The 15,262-nt window shown below is 42.5% G+C and carries 6 protein-coding genes; 4 read left to right on the top strand and 2 right to left on the bottom strand.

Annotation, left to right across the window (positions count from 1 at the left end):
* Positions 1-496 precede the first annotated feature (496 nt).
* From ACTWJ7_RS15875 to ACTWJ7_RS15860, 4 genes are all read left to right on the top strand, one after another.
* The gene (locus ACTWJ7_RS15875) at positions 497-1,705 is read left to right on the top strand and encodes an MFS transporter (protein WP_301877396.1); all 1,209 of its coding nucleotides are present in this window, start codon (positions 497-499) and stop codon (positions 1,703-1,705) included.
* Positions 1,706-1,794: 89 nt separating this feature from the next.
* On the top strand, positions 1,795-3,033 hold the full coding sequence (locus tag ACTWJ7_RS15870; RefSeq protein ID WP_079349288.1) for an aspartate aminotransferase family protein: 1,239 nt from the start codon (positions 1,795-1,797) through the stop codon (positions 3,031-3,033).
* Between the two features lie 34 nt (positions 3,034-3,067).
* Positions 3,068-4,117: a zinc-dependent alcohol dehydrogenase gene (locus ACTWJ7_RS15865; RefSeq protein ID WP_301877397.1), complete on the top strand. Its 1,050-nt coding sequence runs from the start codon at positions 3,068-3,070 to the stop codon at positions 4,115-4,117.
* Between the two features lie 69 nt (positions 4,118-4,186).
* Positions 4,187-4,921 (top strand): HAD family hydrolase, encoded by a 735-nt coding sequence (locus ACTWJ7_RS15860; protein WP_301877398.1) that lies wholly within the window; start codon positions 4,187-4,189, stop codon positions 4,919-4,921.
* 101 nt (positions 4,922-5,022) lie between these two features.
* On the opposite strand, the gene ACTWJ7_RS15855 is transcribed toward ACTWJ7_RS15860, so the two are convergent.
* Both ACTWJ7_RS15855 and ACTWJ7_RS15850 read right to left on the bottom strand, forming a co-directional pair.
* Positions 5,023-5,205: a YjfB family protein gene (locus ACTWJ7_RS15855; RefSeq protein WP_024630505.1), complete on the bottom strand. Its 183-nt coding sequence runs from the start codon at positions 5,203-5,205 to the stop codon at positions 5,023-5,025.
* A gap of 203 nt (positions 5,206-5,408) precedes the next feature.
* Positions 5,409-15,230: a non-ribosomal peptide synthetase gene (locus ACTWJ7_RS15850; RefSeq protein WP_301877400.1), complete on the bottom strand. Its 9,822-nt coding sequence runs from the start codon at positions 15,228-15,230 to the stop codon at positions 5,409-5,411.
* Positions 15,231-15,262 lie beyond the last annotated feature (32 nt).

Raw genomic sequence — 15,262 nt, 5'->3', positions numbered from 1 at the left:
TCCTCATGTAATTTACTTCGTACAATAGGTCAGTACCTTGTACTGATTTTCATCCCACATCATCTCACTTATATTGAAACGAAGCAATGAATTGTTATACGAGAGTACATCGGAAATCCAAATTGAATTTTGAAATATACCGACTCCAGAGGATCGCAAATCAGCCCAGCGACTACGTTCTTTCTCACTTCTCACTTCTCACTTCTATCACTCTTCATCTTTCCGGTTGGAACCCATGCTTATGAAGACTTTCCTCCAGTAAACTTTGTACTCCAATACAACTATCGTGGAATACATCATTTGTTCTCCTTCACCCCATTCGACACGAAATCGTTTTAGGGTGAACATTGTGTGAGTAAGCTCATACATTCGTCAAAATTTAACATTATTTTACAATAAAAAGCATGTACAATTGCATAATTATGGTATAAGTTATATATCAAAGAAACATTTATTACAAAATATAAAATTTATATCCATCTTAGGAGGATAACTCATGAGAAGAATTTTCGCTTTAAGCTGCGGTTTCTATCTGTTAATCGGTATAACCAGCGTTGTGCTCGGTGCACTTCTACCCGTTTTATTGACACATTATGAGCGTGGTTACAGTGATGGCGGATTTTTGTTATTTTTGCAATTCCTCGGTTTTCTTGTCGGGGTGCTCGTCGCTCCTTCCATGACTGTCCGCATCGGTCGAAAATCCATGTTGACCATTGCACTGATCTGTATTGTGGCGGCTTATGCTGTTCTCGGATTTTTACCATCCTGGAGTGTGGTTCTTCTTCTGACCATTCTCGTTGGCTTTGGCTCAGGCATCATTGAGCCCTCCGTTGGTGCATTCACGATAGAATTTACTGAAAATCAAAAAGCGGTCGCAATGTCCAAGCTTGATGTGTTTTTCGCTCTGGGCGCACTCCTCATTCCGGCAGTTGCTGCCTTATACATCTGGCTTGACCTGTGGCATCTCACGTTTTATACCGTTTCCGCGTTATCCCTTGTTCTCATGCTATTATGGGTGACCATGCCCACCTCAGCCGCTTCTTATCTGAAACAAGCCGGTGAAAATACAGCTTCACATACAGCAGGCAGAGCCAGGTATTCCAGAAAACATCTGGGGTTGCTAACGATATTCGTCATCTTTTTCTTCATCTATATGGGGCTGGAGCTAGGGCTGATGAACTTCCTGCCTTCTATCCTTGTGGAACGATTGCAGCTGCAGGAGTCTGTCGCTTCATTGAGTGTGTCCATTCTATGGATTGCGATGATTATCGGCCGTCTATTCTCTGGAAAAATTGCAGAAGCCGTTAACTATATGCCTTTTCTGATCTGGAGTACGGTGGGTACACTTCTGTTCGCGGTCGCCATGGTGTTCGTGACAGGCCAATGGGCAACGTATGTACTGATCTTCGGAACTGGATTATTCATGTCAGGGCTGTTCTGTATCGCCCTAGTCTATGCCAACCTTTTAATTCCCGGCATGACCGAGAGAACAACCAGCATCCTGATTGCATCGGGCGGTATTGGTGGTGCCATCTTGCAATATGTAACGGGTTGGAGCATGAGCGCATGGCCTGTAGTGAATACGATCTGGATTCTAGCCGGATTTTGTCTGATACTACTCTTCACCCTTATTCTCTCTCAGCTCTGGAACGTCAGGAATAGCACCGTAAGCAGGACTCTCGCACATCCAAGCAAAGAGATCTAAACGCTGCTTCTTGAGAGGGGTGATGCCTGCGTAATCCGGAATTTTTGATCTTCGTCAGGCTAGAACATTACATTTATGGAGGGAATCGTATGCAAACTTTAACCAAAAACCGTTTCAGAACCGGACAAGGGATTAAGTTGATTGACGATGCAGGCGTTGAGTATCTGGATGGTGTATCCGGTACATTCAATCTTTCACTGGGCTACAATCACCCGCATGTCGTGAGCAAAATTCAGGAACAAGTCGGCAATCTGACGCATATGTCTTCCTCCTTCACAGAACCGTATGTGGATGAAGTGCTAGATCATCTGATTGAATATGCTCCAAACGACATTAATGCCGGATGGATGCGGGATATTACGGGCTCAACAGCCAATGAATGTGCCACCAAAATTGCACAAAAATACACGCAATCCACAGACATTATCAGCCTGTATCTGTCCCATCATGGGCAGACCCAATTTGCAACCGGGATTTCGGGAAATGCCTTCCGGCGGAAACGGTTTCCAAATTCGGCTGTTCCCAACTCTGTTCATGTACCTGCACCATACTGCTATCGCTGCCCATTCAAATCTTCAAGCGGAGACTGCGGATATCAATGTGTTGAAGCTATCTCCGATGCCATAGAATATGCGAGCTCCGGCTCAGTCGCCTGCATGATCATTGAACCGATCCTCGGCAATGGCGGCAATATTATCCCTCCTGCGGGATACTTCAAACGCCTGCGTAAACTGTGTGATGAGTACAACATCATTCTTATTGCTGACGAAGTGCAGACCGGGATCGGACGTACCGGGTACATGTTCGCCAGTGAACTGTTCGATATTCAGCCTGATATGATTACCCTCGCCAAAGGTCTTGGCGGAATCGGTGTACCTGTTGCTGCGGTATTGATGCAGTCCCGATTGAATGTGCTTGAAAAGCATGAACATTCCTTCACCTCAGGAAGCAATCTGATCTCCGTTACCGCTGCCAAGTCTACCCTGGAGGTTGTATCCGAACCCGGATTTCTGGATGACGTAAAACGCAAAGGTGAAATTTTGGGCGGATTGCTGCAGGATTTGGCGATGAAGTACCCAAGCATTGGTGAAGCTCGCGGGGTCGGGCTGATGTGGGGCCTGGAAATGGTCGGTGACAATAACGAACCGGATACGGATAAAACCAACGCCATTATCGACCGTGCCTTCACGGATGAACGCCTGATTTTAAGAGGATCACGTTACGGCTTCGGGAACGTCGTTAAGGTCAGACCATCACTTACCACTACCGAAGACGAATTGGTTGAAATTGTAGAGCGACTGGACTCGGTGCTTGCCAGCGTTCATTAGTACGTAATTCATATTATTATAAGGAGGTTTTAACATGTTAGCATTGGTATACAAATCGGCATGGGATGTAGCGCTTGAGGAACGACCTGTTCCTGAAATCACAAGAGACAATCAGGTATTGGTTCGAATTCGGGCGACTGGAGTATGCGGTACCGACCTCGGTATTGTCAGCGGTAAATATCATGCGGTTCCTTCCGTCATTCTTGGTCATGAGTCTGCCGGGGAAGTCATTGCGGTGGGCTCTGCTGTAACGACACTGCAGCCGGGCGACCGGGTTGTCATTGACCCTACCTATTATTGCGGACAATGTGATATGTGCAGAACAGGCAGACAAAACCATTGCACACATAAGTCGGTTACGGAGACAGGTGTGAGTGCTGACGGTACATTTACAGATTATTATGTAACTGAGGATCGCTTTTTGTACAAATTGAAGGACCATGTGAGCTTTGAGGAAGCGACCCTGACTGAACCGCTGAGCTGCATGCTTACGGGCATTAATCAGATCCATCTGCTGCCGAATTTCAGAACGATTATTCTCGGTGCGGGGCCGATTGGCATTCTATACAGCTACGCTCTCGCTTCCAAAGGCGTAACTGGCTGTCTCGTCGACATCTCCGAAGAACGCCTGGCTATTGCAGGGTCGATTGCACCGGAACGCTGGGAGGTTCATTCATCCTTTGAAAATGCAATAGAATCGCTGGCACCTACAACCAATCAGGTTGATATGATTGTGGATACGACAGGCGTCGTAGGCACACAGGTGCTTTCGCAGCTCGCCAGCGGCGGTTATCTCATGCTGGTCGGTCTGAGAGATGGAAACACGTCCTTCAATCCCAAGGAAGTTGTAGACCGCAGCCTGAAAATCATTGGCTCCATCGACTCCCTAGGCACATTCGCAACAGCACATTACATGATTGAGCAGCAGATCATTCCGGCGAAAAAAATCATCACCCATTCCTTCCCGTTGGAGGATTACGAAGAGGCGTTCCGCACACTCGGCTGCGATATTCAGGGACGCACACTTCAAGCCTCTTCCCATGCCATCAAAGTGGTGCTGCAGTCGAGCGATTCCAGTTACTAAAGTGGAATGTTCGCCATGATTGAGATAAATTAGAGATAATTGCTTAGAATCCTGGAGGAGGAATACAACATGGTAGCAAATAAGGAGTTTGGCGGATTGGCAGAGGCGAATGATGGCATCATTCAAGCGGTCATTTTTGACATGGATGGCGTACTGATTGACAGCGAACCGATTTATTTCGAGATTGAGCGCAACTCCTTTGCCCATTTTGGCGCAATGATGACAGAGGCAGAACATCACACCTATGTTGGAGTTACACTGGAATCAATGTGGCGGCAAGTATTGGACAAGCACCAGTTGACGGCTACCGTAGAAGAAGCCCTCGCCTACCATCAACATAATGTGATGCAGACGATGCTGGCCCATCCGAAGCTGACGGCCATGCCTTTCGTGGAACGCTGGTTAAGCTGGCTGCATGAGCAGCACATTCCGATAGCCGTTGCTTCTTCATCTCCACGTGCACTGATTGATCTGATCATGGACAAGACCGGACTTGGAAAATACTTTGAGGTACGAATGACAGGTGAAGAAGTCGCTCACGGAAAGCCAGCACCAGATATTTTTCTGACCACAGCTGAAATGATTGGGGTATCCCCATCGAATTGTCTTGTGATCGAGGACTCGCGTAATGGCGTCCAGGCTGCCAAGAGTGCAGGCATGCACTGTATCGGATATCACAATCCGGGATCAGGCAATCAGGACTTGTCCAAAGCCGATCTTCAGATCTCCAGTTATGATGAGTTATGGACCCTTAAGGATACGCTGCCGTTTGAAGGCAGATCACCAATTTTGACGAAGAACTGAGACAAAATAAATAACCCAAACGGCTTCAATTCATTGAATTGGAGCTGTTTGGGCTTTGCTTGCTGCAAGTTTAACGAAGAACGGTTACTCAGATGATCATTTTAAACCGAAATATCCAGACTGCCACCCAGATTGGGATGAGGAGCCGGAACCGACTTTAACATTTCTGTTAGTTGCTGACCTTGCTGCTCTGCCATGTCTTTCGACATGGACATAACTTGCAAACTCGCCGACTGCGCCACTGAGACTTGACTCATGGCCATTGATAATGCTGCAATATCCATATTCTGCACTCCTTTCGTTTTCCAGTCATTTGGGCGTACTTATTATATATCGGACAACTAGGTGCAAATGTTGAAAGAAGGATACAAACGCTCAGGCCTTTTAAGGTGATTTTCCACCCCAAAATCGTGAGCGCTGAATTACATAAGAGAATGATTCAATAATCATTCAGGACTATTGAATCATTCATTTACTTTTAGGTGGTCTACATACGCCCCATCGTAATCCATCCAAGTTCGTTTATTTTAACTTCCGGGTTCGTGACCACTTGTTTCATCATGGAAATAAAATCTTGTTGAATCTGTTGCATAGTGGATAAGCCATACACATTAGCATTGTACATCAATATGATCTTCATGTTCTCATGAGGTTTTATGATCAACGTAAAATCAAAACTATTGTGCTCTTTACCCTGGACATTCATAATTTCAAGCGGTCTTTCGCCTTTTTCACCCAAATTCTCCATCCGATCTTTCTCAGGAAAATTCTGATAGACAAGCACATGGTTAATCAGAGGTTGCTTTTGCTCGGTTAGATTTTGAATATCATATAACGAATACGTATCATACGCATGTGAATCAACAGCTTGTGCTTGGTTTCTTTTCATTAGGGATATAAACGATTCTTCACCCTTAGAGTGGATACGAACAGGGATTGCATTAATAAATAATCCAATCATGCTTTCGACGCCAGGAATGACAGGCGGTCTGCCCGATACAACACTGCCAAATACAATATCGTTGCTTTCATTATATTGCTGCAGCAATACACCCCAGGCGGTCTGCACTAACGTACTCATGGTAACCTGATGCTGCTCCGCAGCCTGTTTCATTTGCTGGATTAAACCATCATCTAAATAACAGTTTAGTGTTCTGGAATCTTGTCTCGCATGCTTCGCTTTGATTCTTTCTCCGGGCAATTTCGTTTGCCCTTCATAACCTTCCAAGTAATGACTCCAATAGGTTATTGCTCCTTCATTATCTTGCTGTTCCAACCACTCAATAAAGTGACTATACGGCGTTAATAGAGTCATTTCAGGTTTTCTGTTCTCCCGTATCGCAAAGTAATTCTCAAAAATCTCTTTACTTACAAGAGACATGCACCAGCCATCCATCAAAATATGGTGGAAGCTCCATATGACGCGGTATTCCTCATGCTTGGTTCGTAAAACAGACATACGAATTAGAGAATCTTGTTGTAAATCAAAGCCTCTTGCCTGATCCTGCTCTATATAATCTTCAACATATGCTTTACGTTGCACCTCATTTATATCGATTACATCTTCATAGTTAAATTCAAATCTCTTCTCTTGATAAACAATTTGTAAAGGAATATCCGTGAAATGACTATAAAAATTAGTTCTCAATATTGCATGCCTTTGCATTAATTGATCCAGGCTCTGTGCAAAAGAGGCAACATCGAAATCCCCACGCATATCAAACATGATTTGCACAAAGTAGGCTCCCGATATTGGATTTCGTTCACTTTCGTACAGCATTTCTTTCTGTAATGGTGTTAGTGGATATACATTTTCGATTTGACCGATATGCCGAGTTTGTTCCACGATTTGATCCAGTTGATCCATGGTTAATGACTTGCAGGAAATATCACTTGGTGTAAGTTCGACTTGTTCCTTCATTACACAATGTTCAATTACTTTATTAAGAGTATCCTTATAGAAACAAGCCAGTTGCTCCATCGTTTCCCGTCGATATTGTCTTCGACTATAGTTAATGGTCAGTGATAACCTTCCCTCAATAACAATACCATTGATATTAAGTACAAACGGTCTCTTGTTGTTCTCACTTACGGATGGTCCGCTAGAATAAGATGAGAATTTAATTCCATCCTTGTCCGAATCTTGATTCACCTGTCCCATATAATTGAAACTGATCTCGGGATTTTTCTCCCAAATGAATCCTTCATCTCCGTGTGACAAATACCTTAAAATCCCGTAACCAATGCCCTTATTTGGGATCTGACGCAGTCCTTCCTTGACGGTCTTAATCCTCCTTGATACATCAATCCCAGCTTCCATCTTAAGAATGACTGGGTACATACTCGTAAACCATCCCACTGTGCGTGTGATATCCAAGTCCGGAATGATAGCTTCTCTACCGTGCCCTTCCAGATTTACTGCGATTTCTTCCATGCCTGTCCAATCATGAATAGCCATTCCCAATGCCGTTAGCAATATATCATTAATTTCCGTATTATACGTACGATGTGTCTGCTTTAATAATTGCTCGGTTTCCGCAGCTGTCCACTGAATGGTTATCGTTTCACTTTCTTTTCCGATTGTCTCATCACAATCAAAATCTTTAGGCAGCGGACTTATTTCCCCTTTCTCCACACGACGCCAATAGTTATTCTCTTGCTCCATCGAGGCGCTGTCTGCAAACATAGACAATTGTTCTGCCCATTGTTTAAACGAAGTCGTTTTCCGTGGAATCTGGATTTCTTGACCTCTTAAGAATTGGTCATGTCCTGCCTGAATATCTTCATATAAAATACGCCATGAAACCCCGTCTACCAACAAATGATGAATGGCAATAAGTAAATGATCTCCTTCAGCACATTGGAACAAGCCCAGTTTGATTAACGGCCCCTGACACAGATCTATACTGCTCTGAATTTCTTTCGCTTTATTTTCGATGATTGGTGCAGGATTTACTTCTCTCTTAAGGTCAACGATTTCAAGACTGAATAATTCTCCTTCCTCTCCCCCTCGATTCCACGCTTCATATCCGCCTTCAGCCACCTGACGATATACGATGCGAAGAGCATCATGTTGCTTCAGAATCTTATTCATCACGTTGTGAATGAACTGTACATCAAAGCCTTTTTCTCGATAGAACATCATTTCCTGGTTGTAATGATGTGCGTCCACCATATTCTGATCAAAGAACCAGCGCTGAATTGGCGTCAGTATGACTTGTCCCGTAACTTCCCCTTGGTCAGAAGCCGTGCTTACTGATGTAACGTGTACACTTAACTCCGCAACGGTCGGATAGGTGAAGAAATGCTTCATATCCACTTTATATCCAGCTTGAAGCAGACGAGAGGAAACTTGAATACATTTAATGGAGTCGCCCCCGAGTTCAAAGAAATTATCGGATATGCTGATCTTTTGAATGCCAAGCACAGCTTCCCATGCAGAGACTATCGTTTGTTCTATAGCGTTTTGCGGCGCCATATATTCTGTTCCTATTTGCATGCTTTTCTCTGGAGATGGCAAGGCTTTTCGGTCAATTTTCCCATTAGATGTTAACGGTACATGTTCTAATTGAACAAAATAGGACGGAATCATATAATCAGGGATTTCCTGGGATAATGCCATTCTGATTTTCTTTGCTGTTAACGAGCTATCACCTTTCCAATACGCACACAATTGCTTTGATCCATCATCATTTTCACGAGCAATAACGACCGCTTCTTGAATGGAGTCTATTCTCAATAGCACTGTTTCGATTTCACCAAGCTCAATTCTGTAACCGCGAATTTTCACTTGATGATCGATCCGTCCCAGATATTCAATATTTCCATCCGGCAGCCATCGCGCGGCATCTCCTGTTCTGTACATTTTCCCTTCTGTAACAAAAGGATTATCTACGAATTTCTCTGCTGTTAAATCAGGTCGGTTCAGATAACCTCTGGCAAGCCCCTCACCTGCTACATATAACTCTCCCCGAACGCCAATCGGTTGAATCCGTTGTTGTTTATCCAAAATATACGTTTGCAACGTAGGGATTGGTTTTCCAATATTACTCTTTCCTTCAAATATTTCAATTTCGGTTATTTCTTTATAGGTTACATGAACCGTCGTTTCGGTTATCCCATACATATTAATCAACTGGATGAATGGATATTTAGTCCTCCAGTCCTTTAATAACGCTGGATTGAGGGCCTCTCCTCCAAAAATCACTGTTCTCAACTTTAATTCTTCTCCATGATCTTTCCGTTCCTCTTGAAGAAGATGATAGAAGTATGTTGGCGTTTGATTCAATATCGTCACTTGTTCATCTTTTAACAATTGTAAAAATTGTTCCGGACTTTTGGCCGTCATTTGTGGTACGATGACTAATTTACCGCCATAGAGCACCGCTCCATACATTTCCCATACCGAGAAATCAAAACAAAAGGAATGAAATAACGTCCATGTGTCTGATGCATTAAAGTCAAACAAATTTTTACTATTGAACAATAAACGAACAACATTTTTATGTTCAATACACGTACCTTTCGGTTTACCTGTCGTTCCCGAAGTATAAATAACGTATGCCAAGCCCGTTGCTGTACCAATCGTTCCCAAGTTTGAATGATCTTCATGATAAAACTCAGGTCGATCCAGGCAGACAACCTCTCCTGCAAAAGATATGCGTTCTTGTAAATGACTCTGCAGCAATAATACATCTACTCCGGAATCCTCAAGCATATAGCGAATACGATCCTCTGGATATTCGGGGTCAATAGGCACATATGCTCCACCAGCCTTCAAAATCGCGAGAATTCCAATGACCATGTCGAGTGATCGTTCAGCGATGATTCCAATGAGCTGATCCGTCTGAATTCCTTTGACTTTCAGCGTTCTTGCCAATTGATTCGCTTTTTCGTTCAGTTCTTTATAGGTCAACTGTTGATCCTCAAATACAACCGCCACTTGTTCAGGTCTTCGTAACGCCTGATCTTCAAACAGCCCATGAATCGTCTTGTCCAATGGATAGTCAGCCAAGGAATCATTAAAAATTTCTAATATTTGTGATTTCTCCTGGGTTGTAATGACTTCCAGTTCATCGATACGGATATGTGGATTGTTGATCACTTGCTCCATTATTTGAATCAAATGACCTCGAATGCGTTCTACACCTGCCCGATCATAGACGTTAGCATTGTAATAGAACATCCATTTCATTTCTTCTCCTGGTTTGATAATCAGGTTAAAATCATAATTCGTTTGTTCATCCGCTTCTACATTGGTAATCTGAAGAGCCGTCTTCTTCTGATCCCCAAACTGCTCCGTAATGCCTTGTACGGGATAATTTTCAAACACCAAGATATGATCTATCAAATTTTGTTTCTGCTGAGTTACCGTTTGAATCTCATATAATGGATACGTTTCGTAATGATGCGAAGCGACAGCTTGTTCCTGATTACGCTTCATCATCTCTATGAAGGTCTCGTTTCCTTGGGCCTGAATACGTACGGGAATTGTATTGATGAATAAGCCAATGATGCTCTCAACACCGACGATTGCGGCAGGTCTGCCGGATACCACACTTCCGAATACAACATCTTCACTGTCATTATATTTCTGAAGTAACATTCCCCATGCTGTTTGCATTAACGTATTCAGCGTAACCTGGTTCTGACTGGCCACTTGTGCCAATTGCCCGGTTAATTCTGTACCTAGTGTAAAAATAATATTCTCTGAACGATATTCATCACGATTCGTTATTGTATTGTCTTTCGGCAACGTAGTTTGCTCATCATAGTCTTGTAAATAGTCACTCCAGTATTTCAAAGATTGCTCATGATCTTGTTTTTCCAGCCATTCTATATATTGTTTGTATGGGATCGGTACCCTGTCCTCAAGTTTTCGTTGTTCTTGTATAGCAAAATATCCGTCAAACAACTCCTGTATTACAAGAGATAGACACCATCCATCCATCAAAATATGATGATAATTCCAAATAAAACGATATGTTTCATCATGGGTATGCAAGATCGAGATACGCATTAATACATCTTGAGACAAGTCGAAACCTTTTATTTTATCTTCTCTTGTATAGGATGCCACGTATGCTTCACGATCGTCTTCATTCATTTCACGCAAATCTTCGTATATAAGTCCATTCTTTTTATGACGGTATACGACTTGCAGTGGTTCATTCTTCCATTTGCTGTGGAAGTTCGTTCTGAATATGGAATTCCGCTGCATCATATGATCCACACTCTTCGAGAATGCTTCTACGTCTAATGCCCCATGAAGATCAAGTGTCGTTTGAAGAAAATAAGCCTCAGAATTTGAATGGAGAAGATGATGAAAAAACATGCCATTTTGCATGGGCGACAAAGCATATATATCTTCGATTTCTCCGATGTGTTCAGATTGATGGATAAATCCTTCCAATTCTTCAATCGTGATTCCTTTTAACGAAACATCACTTGGTGTGAGCTCAGGTTCCCCTTTTGTCACGCAATGCATTATTATTTCTTGCAGAGAATCTCTGAAATATTTCGTCAATTGCTCCATCGTTTCTTTTCGAAATTGTGTGCGGCTATACCGAAGTGACACCGACAATTTCCCTTCCACAATTAAGGCGTTAATATCAATAAGATGATTTCTTCTGTGGTTCTCGCTTGCTGTCGCTCCGCCCGAGTAAGGTGATATCTGCATCGCACTATTCCGAAGATCCTGATCAAATTGTCCCAAATAGTTAAAACTGATCTCAGGATTCAAGGTGAATGGAGCCTCTTTCTGATTTCCACTTAGATACCTTAGAGCACCATAACCAATGCCTTTTTTGGGGATCTTTCGAAGACTTTCTTTGGTTGTCTTGATGAGACGAGACATTTTTGAACTGGCTTCCATATTCAGTACAACAGGATATTGACTCGTAAACCATCCGATCGTACGTGTAATATCTAGATCTGGTATAATCTGCTCTCTTCCATGCCCTTCCAGATTGATCAGAACTTTATCCACGCCTGTCCATTGATGAATAGACATGCCTAATGCATTAAGCAGCAAATCGTTAATTTCCGTTTTATAGGCACGATTCGCCTGTTTCAATAACTGCTCCGTTTCTGCTGCTGTCCATTCCACAGTTATTTCTTCACTGTCTTTTTCCAGTGCATAATCCTGTCTGTCATCTTTAGGCAACGGCTTATATACTGCCTGTTCTATTTCATTCCAATATTCAAGCTCTTGTTTTATCGCTTCACTGTCCGCATACAAATGGATTTTTTCTGCCCATAATTGGAATGAACCTGTTTTTTGCGGAAGCTGAATTGGTTCTTCTTGACTTAATTGTTCATATGCTCTAGAGAGGTCTTCGATCAAAATTCGCCATGAAACTCCGTCGATGACCAAATGATGAATAACGATTAATAGATGATCTCCATCTGCACATTGGAACAAGCCTAACCTCATCAAGGGATCACTATCCAATTTGAACCCGCTCTGAATTTCATTGGCTTTATTCTCTATCTGTTGAGATGGTTCTGCTAATGTCTTAAAGTCCATTACTTCAAGCGTGTATAAAGGTTCTTTTTCCTCCCCTTCATTCCATCCTTCATATCCCTGTTCCGTTTGGCGGTACACCATACGAAGGGCATCATGATGCTTACTAAGCTTATTTAATGCACGACGAAGTGTTGCATCGTGAAAACCTTCCTTCCGATATAACATAACCGATTGATTATAGTGATGGGCATCTACTTTATATTGCTCAAAAAACCAATGCTGAATTGGAGTCAGCATCACTTTACCAGTAATGCTTCCCTGCTCGGACATCGCACTAATCGGTTGGACATAGGGAATTAAACTTGCTATGGTTGGATATTTAAACAAATGATCCATCTGAACCTGATAGCCCGCTTGATATAATCTCGAAGAAACTTGAATGGATTTAATCGAATCCCCTCCGAGCTCAAAGAAATTATCCATAACCCCAACCTTCTCAACACCAAGTACGTCTTCCCAGATGGATGCGAGTTGTTGTTCAGCAATCGTTCGTGGTGCTTCGTAATCCGTTCCCTTCAACATATTTTCTTTTGGAACTAGCAGCGCTTGACGGTCGATTTTCCCATTTGAGGTGAGTGGCATCTGATCCAGTTGTATAAAATAGGACGGGATCATATAGTTTGGCAGCTGCTGGGACAGCTCTTCCCGAAGTTTTCCTAGCGTTATTGCTTCCTTCCCGACCAGGTATGCACATAATTGCTTTGTTCCTGTTTCATCTTCTTTGGCCATGACGATGGCCTCTTGTATGTGGGTTATGTTTAAAAGGGCAGTCTCCACTTCGCCAAGTTCAATCCGGTATCCACGAATTTTCTCTTGATGGTCCACCCTTCCTATATATTCAATGTTCCCATCGGGCAACCATCTTGCGAAGTCACCCGTTCTGTACATTTTCGCTCCCATAACAAATGGATCATCTACGAATTTCTCCGCCGTCAGATCTGGACGGTTCAAGTAACCTCTGGAGAGCCCTGCTCCCGCTACACATAATTCTCCCTGTACTCCAATAGGCTGTAATGCATTTTGTTCCCCTAAAATATAGACTTTATTATTGGCAATAGGCTTGCCAATAGAAATATCTTGATCAACGGAGGTGATAGAAAGAACCGTTGATACGACACTATTTTCGGTTGGACCATATTCATTGCAAACTTCAATGTGCGGTTTGATGTGCTGCAATCTGTGTATCAAGGCAGGAACAATCTTCTCTCCCGCAGCAACCACATTTTTCATGGAAGCCCAGTCTTCTGCGTTTACTTGATCCAATAGAGTCATCAAAAAACTGGGTGGGCTTTGGATGTGCGTGATTTCCTGACTTTTAATTAATGCATTGATTGCTACAGCATCTTTACATTGTTGCTGATCTAACAAATACACCGTGGATCCAGATATAATCGGACCAAAGAAATGGGTAATAAATGAATCAAAAACGAATGGATTCAGCATTAATACCCGATCTTTTGTAGTGAATTTATAGAATTCCGATTTCCACTGAAGAGAATTTGCAATGCTGTTATGTTCAATCATAACGCCCTTCGGTTTTCCTGTTGTGCCTGATGTATAGATCACATATGCCAAGTTAGTTGAACTCGTTTCAGTCTCCACGTTCAAAGCATTGGTGTGGTAGCTCTGTTTATCATCAAGAATGATGCATGTCCCCGCAAAATGTGCCGGCTTCTGTATATGACTTTGCAGTAGCAAGAGGTTCACTTTGGAATCATCTAGTACAAAATGAACACGCTCCTCCGGATATTCCGGGTCAATAGGAACATAGGCTCCTCCGGCTTTTAAAATCCCGAGTAAACCTACGATCATCTCAAGTGAGCGTTCTGCCATAATCCCAACCAACTGACCCGCCTGCACACCCTTGGATTGAAGTGTCCGGGCCAATTGGTTTGCTCGTTGATTTAGCTCGCTGTACGTGAGCTGTTTGTTCTCAAATACCACAGCTGCATGCTCCGGTGTTCGTTCTACCTGCTCTTCAACTAATTGGTGTATCATCTTGTTCTTTGGATACTCCGCGGCCGAATCGTTAAAATCAACTAACAATTGGTTTCTATGAAACTCTGAAAGCATCTCCACTTCACTTAATTCCAAATCAGGCTGGCTCAACATGACAGAAAACAATTGGTCCAGATGTTCTATAACTTGGACTATATAATCTCGATCATAACGCTCTTCATCATAAGCGAGTTTCAATTGAACACCATCGTTCTCCAGATCAAAATGAAACATTGTCGCTGCTTTTACGTTATTCTCATCCAAGTTTGGATGAATTTCTTTCAAAGAAACCATCGAATGGATCATAGGTAACTGGTTCGAATCATATTGAACGTTTAAATGTTCGACCATCTTTCTGAAGGGTAATCGTTGATGCTGGATGGCTTCACTTAAACTTACCTTCACTTGATTAAATACGTATTTAAATGACATCGTACGATCGATATTATTTTTTAATATTAAATATTTATTGGACAGTGAAAGTTCATTATTCTTTTCTTCCAGCGTTGGCATGCCAACAATCATTTTGGATTCATTGGTGTATTTATATAACAGACACGTAACTCCAGTTAGTAATATCGTATAAATCGCCATTGGAGCGTTTTTCGAGATGGACTTGATTTGATGTGACACGTGGGTTGACAAAGGCTTATATATATACTTCTGATGCTGTGTATCGTCTATGTGCGTTGAAGTCGTTTTACAATAAGGCAAATGAACCAGATAATCATCATCTTCAAAGCGATTTGCCCAATACATTTCTTGTTTCTTAAAAATAGACATACGGCACCCCGATCACATTTATAATTTGTAGG

The organism is Paenibacillus sp. 1A_MP2, assembly GCF_052244825.1.
Classification (GTDB): Bacteria; Bacillota; Bacilli; order Paenibacillales; family Paenibacillaceae; genus Paenibacillus; species Paenibacillus vandeheii.
This window is presented reverse-complemented; position numbering and strand designations above follow the sequence as displayed.